Source organism: Desulfosporosinus shakirovi (assembly GCF_020595055.1).
Classification (GTDB): Bacteria; Bacillota; Desulfitobacteriia; order Desulfitobacteriales; family Desulfitobacteriaceae; genus Desulfosporosinus; species Desulfosporosinus shakirovi.
Genome location: NZ_JAJDOO010000025.1, coordinates 23,822 through 38,596, shown reverse-complemented (window position 1 = coordinate 38,596; position 14,775 = coordinate 23,822). Strand labels below are relative to the sequence as shown.

The 14,775-nt window shown below is 42.9% G+C and carries 13 protein-coding genes and 2 pseudogenes; 10 read left to right on the top strand and 5 right to left on the bottom strand.

Annotated features, from left to right (window positions below; all coding sequences use genetic code 11):
- The first annotated feature begins 20 nt into the window (after positions 1-20).
- Together LJE72_RS18345 and thpR are read left to right on the top strand one after the other, a co-directional pair.
- Positions 21-389 carry a YcxB family protein gene (locus LJE72_RS18345; RefSeq protein WP_229249445.1) on the top strand — a complete coding sequence of 123 codons (369 nt, stop codon included), beginning with the start codon at positions 21-23 and terminating at the stop codon, positions 387-389.
- 19 nt (positions 390-408) lie between these two features.
- Entirely contained in the window at positions 409-954 is a 546-nt protein-coding gene (gene thpR, locus LJE72_RS18340; protein ID WP_229249444.1) for an RNA 2',3'-cyclic phosphodiesterase, read from the top strand.
- Positions 955-988: 34 nt separating this feature from the next.
- Here the strand turns inward: thpR and LJE72_RS18335 are convergent, their stop codons facing one another.
- Positions 989-2,560 carry an N-acyl-D-amino-acid deacylase family protein gene (locus LJE72_RS18335; protein ID WP_229249443.1) on the bottom strand — a complete coding sequence of 524 codons (1,572 nt, stop codon included), beginning with the start codon at positions 2,558-2,560 and terminating at the stop codon, positions 989-991.
- Between the two features lie 78 nt (positions 2,561-2,638).
- Positions 2,639-3,044, bottom strand: a pseudogene (locus LJE72_RS18330) (chromate transporter).
- Between the two features lie 270 nt (positions 3,045-3,314).
- Between LJE72_RS18330 and LJE72_RS18325 the strand changes: the two are divergent.
- Positions 3,315-4,226 (top strand): NAD(P)/FAD-dependent oxidoreductase, encoded by a 912-nt coding sequence (locus LJE72_RS18325; protein ID WP_229249442.1) that lies wholly within the window; start codon positions 3,315-3,317, stop codon positions 4,224-4,226.
- Positions 4,227-4,307: 81 nt separating this feature from the next.
- Here the strand turns inward: LJE72_RS18325 and LJE72_RS18320 are convergent, their stop codons facing one another.
- The 3 genes from LJE72_RS18320 to LJE72_RS18310 all read right to left on the bottom strand — a co-directional run bounded on the left by LJE72_RS18320 (position 4,308) and on the right by LJE72_RS18310 (position 7,124).
- Positions 4,308-4,637, bottom strand: a complete 330-nt coding sequence (locus LJE72_RS18320; protein WP_229249441.1) for a hypothetical protein — start codon at positions 4,635-4,637, stop codon at positions 4,308-4,310.
- Positions 4,638-4,907: 270 nt separating this feature from the next.
- Complete coding sequence (thrB, locus tag LJE72_RS18315) at positions 4,908-5,801, bottom strand: homoserine kinase (RefSeq protein ID WP_229249484.1); 894 nt, start codon at positions 5,799-5,801, stop codon at positions 4,908-4,910.
- A 30-nt stretch (positions 5,802-5,831) separates the two neighbouring features.
- Positions 5,832-7,124 (bottom strand): homoserine dehydrogenase, encoded by a 1,293-nt coding sequence (locus tag LJE72_RS18310; RefSeq protein ID WP_229249440.1) that lies wholly within the window; start codon positions 7,122-7,124, stop codon positions 5,832-5,834.
- A gap of 407 nt (positions 7,125-7,531) precedes the next feature.
- On the opposite strand from LJE72_RS18310, the gene ilvE reads away from it, so the two are divergent.
- From ilvE to leuB, 7 genes and pseudogenes are all read left to right on the top strand, one after another.
- Positions 7,532-8,413: a branched-chain-amino-acid transaminase gene (ilvE, locus tag LJE72_RS18305; RefSeq protein WP_229249439.1), complete on the top strand. Its 882-nt coding sequence runs from the start codon at positions 7,532-7,534 to the stop codon at positions 8,411-8,413.
- A 26-nt stretch (positions 8,414-8,439) separates the two neighbouring features.
- Complete coding sequence (gene ilvB, locus LJE72_RS18300) at positions 8,440-10,128, top strand: biosynthetic-type acetolactate synthase large subunit (protein ID WP_229249438.1); 1,689 nt, start codon at positions 8,440-8,442, stop codon at positions 10,126-10,128.
- 4 nt (positions 10,129-10,132) lie between these two features.
- Positions 10,133-10,612: an acetolactate synthase small subunit gene (gene ilvN, locus LJE72_RS18295; protein WP_229249437.1), complete on the top strand. Its 480-nt coding sequence runs from the start codon at positions 10,133-10,135 to the stop codon at positions 10,610-10,612.
- Between the two features lie 77 nt (positions 10,613-10,689).
- The gene (gene ilvC / locus LJE72_RS18290) at positions 10,690-11,688 is read left to right on the top strand and encodes a ketol-acid reductoisomerase (protein ID WP_229249436.1); all 999 of its coding nucleotides are present in this window, start codon (positions 10,690-10,692) and stop codon (positions 11,686-11,688) included.
- A gap of 25 nt (positions 11,689-11,713) precedes the next feature.
- Positions 11,714-13,261, top strand: coding sequence for a 2-isopropylmalate synthase (locus LJE72_RS18285; RefSeq protein WP_312038946.1), 1,548 nt, complete (start codon positions 11,714-11,716; stop codon positions 13,259-13,261).
- Positions 13,257-13,681 (top strand): annotated as a pseudogene (locus LJE72_RS18280) (LeuD/DmdB family oxidoreductase small subunit); the annotation flags it as partial. The gene LJE72_RS18285 and the pseudogene LJE72_RS18280, both read left to right, overlap by 5 nt.
- Positions 13,674-14,735, top strand: coding sequence for a 3-isopropylmalate dehydrogenase (leuB, locus tag LJE72_RS18275; RefSeq protein ID WP_229249434.1), 1,062 nt, complete (start codon positions 13,674-13,676; stop codon positions 14,733-14,735). The pseudogene LJE72_RS18280 and the gene leuB, both read left to right, overlap by 8 nt.
- Positions 14,736-14,775: the final 40 nt, after the last annotated feature.

Sequence of the window (14,775 nt, the reverse complement as noted above, 5' to 3'; positions counted from 1 at the left end):
TAATTAGGAATTTTACGAATATGCCGCTAGGATACTGGTTAGCTGTATTTATTCTCTTGTACATATACTGGGTTGCATTTTACCCAAAACGTATAAGGAAGATCGTTTCAAGGAAAATCTCAAAGATGCTTGCTGAGGGAAAAAACCATAGTGTGGTTGGAACTCATAATTTGACCATATCTGAAACTGAAATTGTTGATAATAGTCAACACAGTGAAGCAAGGACACAGTTCAATGCCGTAGAAAATATTGTTGAAGACAAAGAACATATCTTTATCTATGTAAATGCTGATTCAGCACACATTATTCCGACGAGAATATTTGAGAACCATGATAAAAAGAAAGAGTTTCTGGCATTATTAAATAATAAGGTTGGTCGATTGAACTAAAGTACAAGGAGAATACCGTATGAGATTATTCGTTGGACTGGATTTGCCAGCTGAAATTAAACAAGCCCTGCTTAAATTTCAGTCAGAGCTAAGACTTCTCGGGGTTAATGGGTCCTTCAAATCACTAGATAATTTTCATATAACCCTGGAGTTTTTAGGGGAATTAGATGTCAGTAGGATTCCAGCACTTACTGAAACACTTTCTAGAGTCGCGAGTAACTATAAACCCTTTAATTTAAATATAGTCGGATTAGGGGCATTTCCTTCTTTTGAACGGCCTCATACTTTGTGGACCGCGGTAAATGGAAGTTTAACTGAACTAAATAGACTAAGGGATGAACTGCATAGTGAACTCAGAAACAAGAGCTTTGAGTTGGAAGAACGGCAATTTAAACCGCATGTAACCATGGCCTCTCGTCCCAATTTTGACAATATAGATATTTCTGTTGTTCAATCTGCGATGCTGGGTGAATTCCTAGTAAAGGAAGTTGTTTTATTTGAGAGTAGGGCTATAGGTGGAAAAAGAGTCTATACAGATTTATTTAAAGCTGGTTTAGAACCTTAAATACCTAATGCTATTATAATAGCATTAGTATTCTTCATAAAACTTTGCCATTTCTTGATAATAATTGGCCAGAATTTATTTGTTTTATTATTCCATCATCCAAGGCTGCTTTGCCATTGATGATCGTATACTTAACCCCTTTAGCCATAGTAAAGGGGTTTTTATAGTCTATTTCTGGGTCGAAGGGATAAGAGTAATTATCCATATCGATGATGGTGATATCGGCTGACTTTCCCGTAGAGAGCGTACCTCTGTTACTCAACCGGAATTGTTGTGCCGGTAAGGAAGTAATCCTTCGGATAATCTCTTCTAATCTCACCCCGTTTTGTCGGCATAAACTAATAAATAGCGGAAATGAACCTTTTCTAAATAATTCATACCAGGCATAAGGGTCGTCGAATTCCCCGGATACTCTATCCGAACCAACCATCACCAGTGGATTTTGGGCTATGCTATTAGGATAAGGCGTTCCTGGGAAATCCTGTCGGATAAGTCCTCCTTGACAGAAGGTCAGTTCATGACGATCATTTTCTAATAGATCGAGGATTAGTTCATTAACGCTCATCTTACCCTCTAAGGCAAGTTCCTTTAAGGTTCGAGTTTCCATGGACGGATCACCGGTATTGATAACCGTGAGGTGCTCTTTAAAGCGTATTCTTTTTACTAATTTACGTCTTTCTTCGGAAGTCAGGATGGAATCACGTGTAGTTAAATACTGAAATAACCGATCTTTTCTCCTGAAGTGCCCACTGCTCTTCGGGATAGTATCAACTGCGATTTCCAAGCCTTGTTGCCTGGCAACTAATATTTCATCAAATCCCTCAGGACAATTCGGCGTCAGATGGGAAACCTGTACTCGTATGCCTGTTGCTTTGCCAATAGTTACAGCTTCCCGGACGGCTTCCAAGGTGCCCAGATAGTTTCGAATATGGGATGTGTATATTCCATCGTATTTTTTTACTGCCTTGGCAAGTTCTATGATTTCATCTGTTTCAGCATATTTGCTGGGGCTATAGGTCAGGCCGGTTGAGATCCCTAAGGCCCCTTGCTCCATGCCCTCTTCAACCAAATGAATAATTTTGCTTTCCTCTTGTGCTGTTGGTTTCCTATGTTTTGTGTCCCCTATAATACTCCATCTTAAAGTACCATGCCCTAAGAGAAATCCCATATTCAAGTTGGTTCCTTTGTTCCTGATAACGTCTGTATAACTGGGAAAATCCGCCCAGGCCAATCCCACACGCTTATTTTGTTCCATTGTCTTTACTGAAATAAGCCCTTTTTTAACCATATACTTATAAATATTATCCGAAAAATAGGGAGTTATGGAATGCCCACAGTTTCCGCTAATCGTCGTCGTTACTCCTTGACGTAAATACTCTTCAAACCTACCACTGGATAAAACGGTAAGCTCTTCATGCGCGTGGGGGTCGATAAAACCAGGGCATACCGTTAAGCCAAAAGCATCAATGATTCTTTCAGCTTGGAATTCGATTTTGGTCGATATTTTGATGATCTTTCCTTGAGATACAGCTAGATCACCATAGAATCCAGGCTTTCCTGAACCATCAATAATAAAACCATTCTTTATTAAAAGATCACAGTACACTTGATTTCACCACCCAATTACTCTAACTTTGTTTGCTTTTTTTAACTGTATATCTTAAATCGAGACGAGCTAGTGGTGTTAAAAGATTAGGAGTGAGAGCAATGCTCCGGAGATTATGATCCAAAACAGTTGATCCATCAAAGCTTTCCAATTGGAAAAGTGAATAGTCAGGAAAGTAAACACTAGGCTTGTGGCACCTACACCCTTAAACAACGCGGTTACTAAGGGAATGTCGTTATAGTTCAGATAAAGGTGGGTAAGAATGACCATGAGTATAAAACAAGGAATTACGAAAAAAACCGTGGCAACTAAGCTCCCGGAAAAACCTTTCATAGCCAATGTATGAATTCGGATTTACAGCAGGTGCTCCGGGCAAGAGCTGGGAAAGAGCTACCCCGTTTAGATATTCCTCATCTGTCATCCGGTTTTTCTTATCGACCATGGATTTCTTGGCTTCACCAAGCGCGGCGACACTATACGACACGAGTCCAATGTGAAGAACCGTTCTGGCAATTTCAAAGAGGCTCACCAATCTGGGTATATATGTACTCCTCAGTTAGGGTCACAGTGCACATAGGTTTATTGTGTTTATTCTACTATTATATAAGCAAACCGTCAATCATTTGGACATGAAAGGAAAACCTGAACTAACTTAGAGCCTAAGAAGACTAAAAAAACATTTTTAGTCTATGTATTATTATCATTCGGGAAAGACTATAACAAGTCGATCTATATATAAAGGAGGGTACTATTGATGTCTGAAGATCTTCATATACTAAAAGATCACTATGAATTAGCTATTATAGGGTGCGGACCAGCAGGGTTATCAGCGGCCCTCAATGCTAAAATACGAAATCGTGATTTTGTATTACTGGGTTCTGAATTTTGCAGTCCCAAACTCTCGAAAGCTCCACAAGTGGACAACTGGCTTGGTTTCCCGGAAATTGGAGGGGAAGAATTACGGCAACGGTTCCTAGACCACGTAAAGGAAAAGGACATACCAATCATGCTGTTTAAAGTGACAAATATTTATCCTGGGCCGCCATATACACTGATGGGCAAAGAAAAATCCTTTGAAGCGGATACCATAATTATTGCAACAGGTGTATCAGCAGGAAAACTATTGCCCGGGGAATCAGAATTACTGGGTCGCGGAGTAGGGTATTGTGCAACATGTGATGGACCCTTATATAAAGATAAAAAGGTAGCTATCATTTCTTACAATCAAGAAGGGGAAGACGAAGCAAACTATATGGCAAATATTTGTTCTAATGTCTACTATATTCCTTATTACAGTGAAATACTGAATCTTGATACACGAGTTGAGATTAAAAAAGGTAAAGCTAAGAAAATCACAGGGGATCAAAAGGTGGAGCAACTCGACCTAGGGGAGGAACAATTAATCGTTGATGGGGTCTTTATATTGAGAGACACCTTACCTGCCGAGCAGTTGGTGTCTGGCTTGGAAATGGAGGAGGCCGCTATTAAGGTCAATCATAAACTGGAGACAAGTATGCCGGGTTTATATGCTGCGGGAGACTGCACCGGCCAACCTTATCAACTGATTAAGGCAGCTGGAGAAGGGGGAACAGCAGCCTTGCAGGCAGTCAAATACTTAGATAGCTTAAAATTTGCAGATCCTCATGAGGTTGTCTCTATCCACTGAAGTATTAGAGCCGCTGTATGCTGACATTAATTCGGCAAACAGCGGCTGATTAGGCGCTAGCCAATTCTCTTTATACTAGAATTACTGTGGTTTCTTGAAAATCGACCATATTGGCCACTTTAGTATATCTTTATATTTTTCTAAGTCCAGTTGGAAATTATCTTTGCGGGTGGTGTTAAATATGGGAAGCAGTGTTTCCAGTATTTTTGAAATTCCCGGAGAGAGTGGAGATGGCTCAGAAGTTGATACTGAGGAATTTTCCTTTTCCTTTAACTCCAGTGGTCGAATAATGAGTTCAGATACTTGCTGTTCAGGATCAGGTAAATCTTCTTTAGTTAGTTGCTCATGAGATGCGTCATCCGTTCCCCTATTTTTCTTGAATAATTGAATTGAGTTATAATTTTTATTCATAGGATTCTTCTTCCCTTCTAAGCGCTGAAAATAATATTGGGTTTCTATTAGGATATGTCAGATTACGTCCAATTGTTTATACAACCAGAGCATAAGGTTAGTGAGCGTTTGTCCACTTTTAATATACTTGCAACCAAAGACAAATGAAGGGTGAAATAAAGAAAAGCCCACCTTTCAAGGCGGGCTGGATGATTAGATAAAGCAAAGATTATAGACGTTCTGCAGTGAGAGCAAGTCCTATATTGACTATATGGAACACATAAAAGTTGCCTAAATTGATGAAGCTCCGTTCGCATCAATCTCAAGGACCATAGCCTGAGCGTTGATACCGTGCTTTTCTAACATATTTGTCATGATTAGGGAGACATCCTCTGTAAAGCTTCTAGGAATGAGGGTCAACAGTGTAGGGCCGGATCCACTAAGTGCAGCACCATAAGCCCCGGCTTGAAGAGCCGCTTCCAGTGTTTCGAGTAAGCCGGGAATAAGCGCAGCGCGTTGGCTTTGGTGAAGCTTATCACACATGGCTTCCTTTAAAAGGGAATACTCTTCACGAATGAAGGCTTCAGTAAGCAACGAAACATGAGAAATATTAAAAACGGCATCCTTACGATGAACTTGCGGCGGCAGGATACCGCGCGCTTTTTTGGTATTGAGGGGTGTATCTGGGATAATGACTACCGCCTTTAGATTAGGGGATTGAGCTAAGACTCTTGGAAGTACTCCCTTTTCTGTGGGAACAGATAAAGTCACGCCACCATATAATGCGGGAGTAACATTGTCCGGATGTCCCTCTAAGGCATTGGCTATCTGTAGTAACTCTAACTTTGTATAAGGTGATCCGGCTATTGCGTTAGCAGTCGCAAGTCCACCAACGATGGCTGCAGAACTGCTGCCTAAACCTCGAGCAGGAGGAATGCAATTTTCAAAGGTTAAATCGACAGTTGGGACAGGGTAGTGGATAAGGTCCCAAAAATGACACATAGTTCGCCAGACAAGATTGCTTTCATCTGCTGGGATGCCCTCTTTGTAAGAACCAGTTAAAGAAATTCGAAAGGGGCGTTTAGTCTCTACAGTGATCGTATTGTAAAGTTGAAGGGCCATTCCCAAACAATCAAAACCAGGTCCGAGATTGGCGGAAGTTGCAGGTATCTTTATTCGGAACATCATATTCCTCCCTCATTTTAAATGGGATATTTATGATTTCTGGTCCTCTTTCTCAAAACGGATGACATTGTCAATGCTAAGGACCTTGCTGTAGGCCTTGACAGAATCAAGGGCTTCTTGAAGTGCTCCTTCACGGCAGGGGTGAGTAACGAGGACTATTTCTGCCTGATCCGCGCCGCGAGGTTTTTGGATAATGGAAGCAAAACTAATGTTCGCTTCAGCGAAAAGTAAAGCTAGGGTAGCAAGGACACGGGGTTCGTCTTTAACAAGCAAACGGATATAAAAGGCAGTATAGAAATCCGAGACAGCCTTAAGGGGCAGGTCCAGGTAACAAGTACAATTAATAGAAGAAGTTGAGTTGGATTGGATGTTGCGTGCTATGCGCATAATATCAGATATTATCGCACTGCCTGTGGGGAGTGAACCTGCTCCGCGCCCGTAAAACATAGTTTCTCCAACAGCATCTCCTACTACATAAATAGCATTAAAAACACCGCTTACAGAGGCAAGGGGATGAGAAAGAGGCAATATAGCCGGATGAACTCGAACTTCGATACCTTTATCTTGGTGTTTAGCAACAGCTAAAAGCTTGATAGTACAACCAAGCTCAGCAGCATAGGTCAGATCCTCGCGAGTGATTTTAGAGATACCTTCTACAAAGACGTCGCTGAGAGCAACTCGTGAATTAAAGGCGAGAGAAGCAAGGATAGCAAGTTTACGTGCTGCATCCAGGCCATCAACATCTGAAGATGGGTCAGCCTCTGCATACCCCAATTGCTGTGCTTCAGCTAAGACTTCGGCATACTCGCGCCCCTGTTCGGCCATGGCAGTAAGGATGTAGTTAGTCGTTCCATTGATGATTCCAAGTACATGTGTAATTCGATTGGCAGCCAGGGATTCTTTTAGAGCCGCAATAATCGGAATTCCACCTCCGACACTTGCTTCAAAGTAAAGATCTTTCCCTGCGGCATTGGCGGCATCAAGAAGTTCATGACCATGAACTGCAATTAGATCTTTATTTGCGGTAACAACACTTTTTCCATGTTGCAAAGCGTCTAAGATAAATGTACGGGCAGGTTCAATTCCACCCATTACTTCCACAATAATGTCGATTTCAGGGTCATGAAGAACTGCCTCCGGTTGATCAGTGAGGAGAAAGTCTCCGCTAATATCCCTTGCCCGTTGAAGGTCGCGGTCAAGTATTGCTTTGATTTGAAGGTCACAGTGGGTGCGAGTTTGAATGTCGACTGCATTCTGTTGCAATACTTGAACTACACCGCATCCAACAGTGCCTAACCCCAAAATACCTATTTTAATGGACATGATAATTTACTCCTCTCAAAAAAACAAATGTATCTGCATAGTGGACATTATACATTGTTCTATCCAGCTTTGACAAGGAAATTCTAAAGGAATTTCGCACCATATTAGTAAATTAGGGTTGACACTTTAGAATGTATTCTGTATCATATACACAACGTTCTCGATACAAATGTAATACAACAGAAAAGGAAGTGTACCTAGGGTTCCGAGGTACTCTCCCGCCGTAAGATCCGCCTTAAGGGCTAGAGGTTACGGACCGGGGAGAAACCTGGCTGGTCCAAGCGGTACAGAATCCATAATGGGTTTACACCGTGGGTAGAAAAAACCCAAGCGGAAAGTTCCACGTTACTAGGGGACTGCGCTTGGGGTTTTTAATTTTTACACTAGTTTAAAGGAGGGTTGGTTAGATGGGTCTGATTATTTACTTGAGTGGTTCTTATGTTTCTGAAGAAGATGCAAAAATATCCGTTTTTGATCACGGTTTTTTATATGGTGACGGTATTTTTGAAGGAATTCGCGCCTACCATGGTCGAGTGTTTAAATTAGAAGAACACTTAAAACGCCTCTATGAATCTGCGAAATCGATCAACTTAACCATTGGTATTAATAAGAGAGAGATGCAAGAGGTCATTTTGGAAACGCTTCGCCAAAATGGTTTGAAAGATGCTTATATTCGCTTAGTGGTGTCACGAGGTAAAGGTGACCTGGGCCTAGATCCGCGAAAATGTTCAAAGGCTACTATCATTTGTATAGCTGCACAAATTAAGCTCTTTGAGCCAAGTATGTATGAGCAAGGTTTAGAAGTAAAAACTGTGGCGATCCGTAGGAACAATCCGGATTCCTTAAACCCAAGAATTAAATCTCTTAATTATCTTAACAATATACTTGCGAAAATCGAGAGCACTCAGGCTGGTGTCATAGAAGCTATTATGCTCACCCAAGATGGATATGTGGCAGAGGGGACGGCGGATAATGTTTTTATCTATCGTAATGACGTCTTATTGACCCCTCCTCTTTCGGCAGGAATACTAGAGGGCATTACGCGAAATACTGTAATTCAGCTCGCTAAAGAACTGAAAATTGAAGTGAAGGAAGAGCTATTTACTCGTCATGATTTATATACCGCTGACGAGTGTTTTCTCACTGGTACGGCAGCTGAATTGATTCCGGTAATCAATGCAGATGGACGTGAGATCGGGGATGGTGTTCCCGGTCCAGCGTTTAAGCAACTTCTGGAGGCATTTAGGGCGCTTACTCATGTCAATGGTCCTGATATTTACAGCAGTTAGAAGCAAATGTTTAGGGAGGGAAATGTATGAGTGAAGAAAAAGCTGGAATTAAAGGGGCCACCATCTTATTGAATGCTTTACAGCAAGAAGGTGTTGACGTCATTTTTGGTTATCCGGGTGGGGTGTTACTTCCATTATATGATGCCCTTTTAGATAGTCCAATTCGACATGTGTTAGGACGTCATGAACAAGGGATCGTTTTTGCAGCCGATGGTTATTCAAGAGTTACTGGGAAAGTAGGGGTTTGTTTAGGTACCTCCGGACCGGGAGCTACGAATTTGGTGACAGGTATTGCTAATGCTTTTTTAGACTCTATTCCATTAGTTGTTTTGACAGGACAGGTCTCTACAGGTTCCATCGGCTCAGATTCTTTCCAAGAGGTGGATATCATCGGGATTACAATGCCAATTACCAAGCACTCATATTTGGTTAAGGATCCGCGGGAGCTGCCTAGGATTGTTAAAGAGGCTTTTTATATAGCACGGACCGGTCGCCCCGGGCCCGTTCTCATCGACCTTCCGAAGGACGTTCTAGCTCAAGAAAATGTGGTTCCCTTTTCAAACGAGATGAAATTGAAGGGGTACAAAGTTTTTGGACAAGCAAATAACGGTAAGATAGAAGAAGTGGCCAAGGTGCTTTCAGAATCTCGTAAGCCTGTGCTTTATGCAGGTGGTGGGGTTGTCACTGCCGGAGCCGAAGACGTCTTAAGACTATTTGCAGATAAAACGGCAGTGCCGGTTGTCACAACCTTAATGGGAATTGGCAGCCTTCCGTTAGAACATCCTAATTCACTTGGTATGGTAGGAATGCACGGAACTGTGACTGCAAACTATGCTGTGGATGATTGTGACTTGCTTATTGCAGTGGGTGTGCGCTTTGATGACCGTGTAACAAGTGGCATGGGGCATCGTTTCGCGACTAAGGCTAAAGTTGTTCATATTGACATCGATCCTGTAGAGATCAGCAAAGTTGTAAAAACAGAGATCCAAATTGTTGGGGATGCCCGCCAAGTCTTGGCGGAGATTCTGGAAGCCTTGCCAGGATTCGCAAATCCTGATGTGACAGACTGGTGGAATCAGTTGCGTGACTGGAGGGAAAAAAACACTATCCAGTATGACAAGGACAGACTCACTCCACCGATGGTCATGGAATGTCTGGGAGAAATTGCTGGAGGAGATACGATTGTCACTACAGATGTAGGACAGCATCAAATGTGGGCTGCTCAATATTATCCGACAGTTAATCCACGCAATTACGCGACCAGCAGCGGACTTGGTGTGATGGGTTATGGGCTGCCTGCCGCAATTGGAGCACAAATTGCTCGTCCGAAGGATAAGGTCGTATTGATAACCGGGGATGGATCTTTTCAGATGTCGATCCAAGAGTTAGGGACAATTGCTCAGAATAAACTTCCTGTTAAAATTATCTTGCTAAACAATGGGGTTCTTGGGATGGTTCGACAAATGCAGAAAATGTTTTATAACGAGCGATATAGTCAAATTGAACTGCAAGGTAACCCGGATTTTGTTAAAGTAGCAGAGGCCTATGGAATTCGTGGAATCAGTGTTAATTCCGCAGATCAGGTACGCGGTGCCCTTGAGGAGGCGTTTAAACATCCTGGTCCAGTTCTGGTTGACATTACAATATCAGAGCATGAAAATGTTTTACCCATGGTTCCACCTGGTAAAGACATTACTGAAATGATTGTGAGGTAATAATATGTTGCATACACTTGCAGTCCTTGTGGAAAACAATCCTGGTGTATTGATCCGGGTGGCAGGATTGTTCACACGTAGGGGTTATAACATCGATAGTCTCACGGTTTGTCAGACGGAAGATACGGAGCTTTCACGAATGACAATTGTCGTAAATGGGGATGATCAAATTATTGAGCAAGTAAGGAATCAACTGAGTAAATTAGTGGTTGTTCACTCAGTTTCAGATTTGACTGGCGAAAGTGCCGTCGATCGAGAACTGGCTTTAATTCGCATTCAGGTCAGCGCGGAAACACGATCCGCTGTGCTTCAAACGGTTGATATTTTCCGAGGTCGGGTTGTGGATATGGGAAGGACAAATATTACCGTAGAGTTAACGGGTGATATCCCGAAAATTGATGCGTTTGTTCATGCAATTCAACCTTATGGATTACTTGAGTTAGTTCGCACTGGCAAGGTTGCAATTTTGCGATCTGAAGCATAGAGAAAGATTTCCATTGTGTAGTATAATATACATGGTTTACTTTTAGAAAAGGTTAAAGTTGAAAGGAAGTTATAAAAATGGCAAAAATGTATTACGAAGTAGATGCTAATCTGGAGTTATTAAAAGGCAAGGTAATCGCAGTTATGGGTTATGGCAGCCAAGGACATGCACAGGCTCAAAACCTGAAAGATTCAGGACTTGACGTTGTAATCGGACTTCGTCCAGGCAGTGCTCGTACAGAACGTGCACAAGCAGCAGGATTTGAAGTTATGACAGTTGAAGAGGCAGCCAAGCGAGCCGATGTTATTCAAATTCTGCTTCCAGATGAAACCCAAAGTAAAGTTTATAATGAAGAGATTAAAAAGCATCTTACCTCAGGAAAGGCTTTAGTCTTTTCTCACGGATTTAATATTCACTTTGGACAAATTGTTCCGCCAAGCGATGTCGATGTCTTTATGGTGGCACCAAAAAGTCCAGGCCATTTAGTGCGCCGAACCTATACAGAAGGTGCAGGAGTGCCAGCCTTGATTGCCGTTCATCAGGATGCCTCTGGGAAAGCCAAAGAATTAGCCTTGGCCTATGCCAAAGGAATTGGCTCCACTAAAGCGGGAGTTCTGGAAACGACCTTTGGAGAAGAAACAGAAACTGACCTTTTTGGTGAGCAGGCAGTCCTTTGCGGAGGAGCATCCGAACTGGTTAAAGCTGGTTTTGACACATTGGTCGAGGCAGGCTATCAGCCGGAAATTGCTTACTTTGAATGCTTGCACGAGCTGAAACTCATAGTTGACCTAATGTATGAAGGCGGCATGAGTTGGATGAGATATTCGGTGTCAGATACTGCTCAATATGGAGATATGACTGTCGGTAAGAGAATTGTTAACCAAGAAACCCGTAAAGAGATGAAACGCGTGCTCGAAGAAATTCAAGACGGTCGTTTTGCAAAAGCTTGGTTACTTGAAAACCAAGCAAATCGTCCGGCCTTTAATGCTATGACTCGTAACGAAGCAAATCATCAGATTGAAAAGGTTGGAGAACAACTCAGAGGGATGATGAGTTGGTTGAAAAAGCACGAATAGAGTACGCTTTTTAAAGTAAAGTTATATATTTTGGAAGGAAGTTAAAGGGATGCGCCGGATCGAGATCTTTGATACTACGCTTAGAGATGGTGAACAATCTCCAGGAGTAGCACTTAACGCAGATGAAAAATTGCAAATCGCACATCAATTAAGTAAGCTAGGGGTTAATGTTCTCGAAGCGGGATTTCCTATTGCCTCCCCTGGAGATTTTGAGGGAGTGCGCAGGATTGCTCAAGAAGTAAGAAACGTAAGTGTGGCTGCCCTTGCGCGGGCCAATGCCAAAGATATTGAACGTGCTTGGGGAGCAATTTCCGGTGCAGAGTCTCCACGCATTCATACCTTTATTGCCACCTCACCGATTCATATGCTTTATAAATTACAAAAATCCCCCGAAGATGTTCTTGAACAAGCCATTCAGGCAGTTCGATTGGCAAAATCCAAAGTAAGTGACATTGAGTTTAGTGCCGAAGATGCGTCCCGCAGTGATGTGGATTTTCTGGCTAAAGTTTTCTCTGGAGTTATTCAAGCAGGAGCAACGGTCCTTAACATTCCGGATACTGTAGGGTATGCTACACCCGAAGAGTATGCTGCATTTTTGCAATCCATCATGGAGCGTACAGTTGGGATTGAGAAGGTCAAAGTCAGTGTCCACTGCCACAATGATTTGGGCTTGGCAGTGGCGAACTCCCTTGCCGCTGTTGGGGTAGGTGTGCATCAGTTAGAGTGTACGGTTAATGGGATCGGGGAACGGGCAGGGAATGCGGCTTTAGAAGAACTTGTTATGGCTTTGCACACCCGCAAGGACCAGTTTAATGTTGAAACTAGTATTGTGACAGCGGAAATTGCCAGAACCAGTCAATTGGTAAGTCGTTTAACAGGCATGATGATTCAACATAACAAGGCGATTGTGGGTAAGAACGCTTTTGCTCACGAATCGGGTATTCACCAAGATGGAATGCTTAAAGAACGTTCCACTTACGAAATCATGTCACCGAGTGTGATAGGGATTGATGTTGAATCTATCGTCTTAGGAAAACACTCAGGGCGACATGCGGTTCAGCAACGGCTGACAGATCTGGGGCTGAATTTGGAAGAGGGCCGATTTGAAGAGCTGTTTTCTCGGTTTAAACTATTGGCAGATCGCAAGAAAGAAGTAACAACATCAGATTTGTTCTCCCTGGCAGACGAGCAAAAAGAGAAAGCGGATCTGATAAACTTAGATTATTTGCAGGTCTCAAGCGGGACCCATCTGGTTCCTACGGCTACTGTCGGGCTCATGTTTCAGGGGCAACGGTTAGCAGATGCGGCGTGTGGGGATGGACCAGTTGATGCGGCATTTAAAGCCATTGATAAAGTTCTGGGAACCCAGGGTAAATTAATTCACTATTCCTTGCAGGCTCTCGATGGTGGAGAAGATGCCCAAGGAGAAGTAACGGTTAGTGTGAAATTCGGTGAGAATTTAGTTGCTGGGCGTGGAGTAAGCACAGATATAATTGAAGCAAGTGTACGCGGTTATCTCCAGGCTGTAAACCGTGCCTTCTCACGAGGGTGGATTGAAATACTAGAGAAATAAATCCACTCCTGAGCTTTTGGCAGCACATTGCATGGAAGATGCAGGAACACAGTTTGCTCAGGAAGTTAAGTCTGGAGACCTTATGGTCGGCGGCAAAAACGTCGGATGCGGTTCCTCGCGCGAACATGCTCCGATCGCCATTAAAGCTTGTGGTATTAAAGTAGTAATTGCCGAGTCGTTTGCGCGGATTTTCTATCGCAATGCGCTTAATATTGGATTGTCAATTATGAAATGCCCTGAAGCGGTAGCCGGAATTTCTCCGGGAGATGAGATAGAAGTAAATCTTGCGACAGGTATTATCGAGAATAGGACAACAAATAGCCAGTTCCGAGCTCGCTCCTTTCCTCCTTTTATGTAGGAATTGATACGTGTGCTGGTGGTCTTATTCCTTATATTGAAGGGAGAAGAAAAAATGCCTAATGTACTAGTTCTTCCAGGAGATGGTATTGGGGTAGAGATTACTCCGGAAGCCGTTAAGGTGTTAGAAGCGGTCTTGAAAGGTAATTCTACCAGTTTAAATTTTGAGTATGGCTTGATAGGTGGAGCCGCGATTGATGAAGTGGGCAAGGCTTTGCCAGATGCAACATTAGCGGCGGCTCAAGCAGCCGATGCGGTTTTAATGGGTTCCGTAGGAGGCCCTAAGTGGGATACCCTTCCAGCTCCGCAACGTCCAGAGTTAGGAGGACTGCTCCCGATTAGAAAGGCCTTGGGGCTGTTTGCCAATATTCGTCCTATAAAAATGCTGCCCATGTTAGTGGATGCCTCGACTCTTCGCAGCGAAGTAGTTAAGAACGTTGATCTGGTTGTTCTTCGTGAATTGACCGGCGGACTTTACTTCGGTGAGAAAGGGAGAGGAACAAACCCAAGAAGTGCCTTTGATACGTTGATTTATACAGAAGAAGAAATTAAACGCATTGTAGAACTCGGTTTCCAAACGGCAGTTAAGCGACGTAAGAAACTTTGCTCAGTAGACAAAGCGAATGTATTAGAATCTTCTCGTTTTTGGAGAGAGATAACCCTTGAAGTTGCAAAGAATTATCCAGAGGTCGAATTGACCCATATGTATGTGGATAATGCAGCTATGCAATTAGTGCGTTTACCGGAGCAATTTGATGTTATTGTTACGGAAAATATGTTCGGAGATATCCTTACAGATTTGGCGTCTATGTTAATGGGGTCGATCGGCATGATTTCCTCGGCAAGCTTAAACGGGAGTAAAGGACTCTACGAACCAGCTCATGGTTCGGCACCGGATATTGCAGGTAAGAATATTGCCAATCCCTTAGCTACAATTCTCTCGGGGGCATTGATGTTACGCTATTCATTTGGATTAGAGGATGAAGCTCAGAAAATCGAGAGAGCGGTTGAAAGCGTTTTGCAAGAGGGGTACAGGACTCCTGATTTAGCAAAACCAGGGGATAAAGTACTGGGAACTCGAGAAATGGGCAATGCTGTGGTTGAGGCGCTAAGGTAGGTCGTGTTTGCTTCGGTTTGTAATAAGCTAATATTTTTAT

What these genes read in the sequence shown, in the direction of transcription:
- LJE72_RS18345 (WP_229249445.1), top strand. Translation starts at nt 21, where the DNA reads ATGCCGCTAGGATACTGGTTAGCTGTATTTATTCTCTTGTACATATAC.
- thpR (WP_229249444.1), top strand. Translation starts at nt 409, where the DNA reads ATGAGATTATTCGTTGGACTGGATTTGCCAGCTGAAATTAAACAAGCC.
- LJE72_RS18325 (WP_229249442.1), top strand. Translation starts at nt 3,315, where the DNA reads ATGTCTGAAGATCTTCATATACTAAAAGATCACTATGAATTAGCTATT.
- LJE72_RS18320 (WP_229249441.1), bottom strand. Translation starts at nt 4,637, where the DNA reads ATGAATAAAAATTATAACTCAATTCAATTATTCAAGAAAAATAGGGGA.
- thrB (WP_229249484.1), bottom strand. Translation starts at nt 5,801, where the DNA reads ATGTTCCGAATAAAGATACCTGCAACTTCCGCCAATCTCGGACCTGGT.
- LJE72_RS18310 (WP_229249440.1), bottom strand. Translation starts at nt 7,124, where the DNA reads ATGTCCATTAAAATAGGTATTTTGGGGTTAGGCACTGTTGGATGCGGT.
- ilvE (WP_229249439.1), top strand. Translation starts at nt 7,532, where the DNA reads ATGGGTCTGATTATTTACTTGAGTGGTTCTTATGTTTCTGAAGAAGAT.
- ilvB (WP_229249438.1), top strand. Translation starts at nt 8,440, where the DNA reads ATGAGTGAAGAAAAAGCTGGAATTAAAGGGGCCACCATCTTATTGAAT.
- ilvN (WP_229249437.1), top strand. Translation starts at nt 10,133, where the DNA reads ATGTTGCATACACTTGCAGTCCTTGTGGAAAACAATCCTGGTGTATTG.
- ilvC (WP_229249436.1), top strand. Translation starts at nt 10,690, where the DNA reads ATGGCAAAAATGTATTACGAAGTAGATGCTAATCTGGAGTTATTAAAA.
- leuB (WP_229249434.1), top strand. Translation starts at nt 13,674, where the DNA reads ATGCCTAATGTACTAGTTCTTCCAGGAGATGGTATTGGGGTAGAGATT.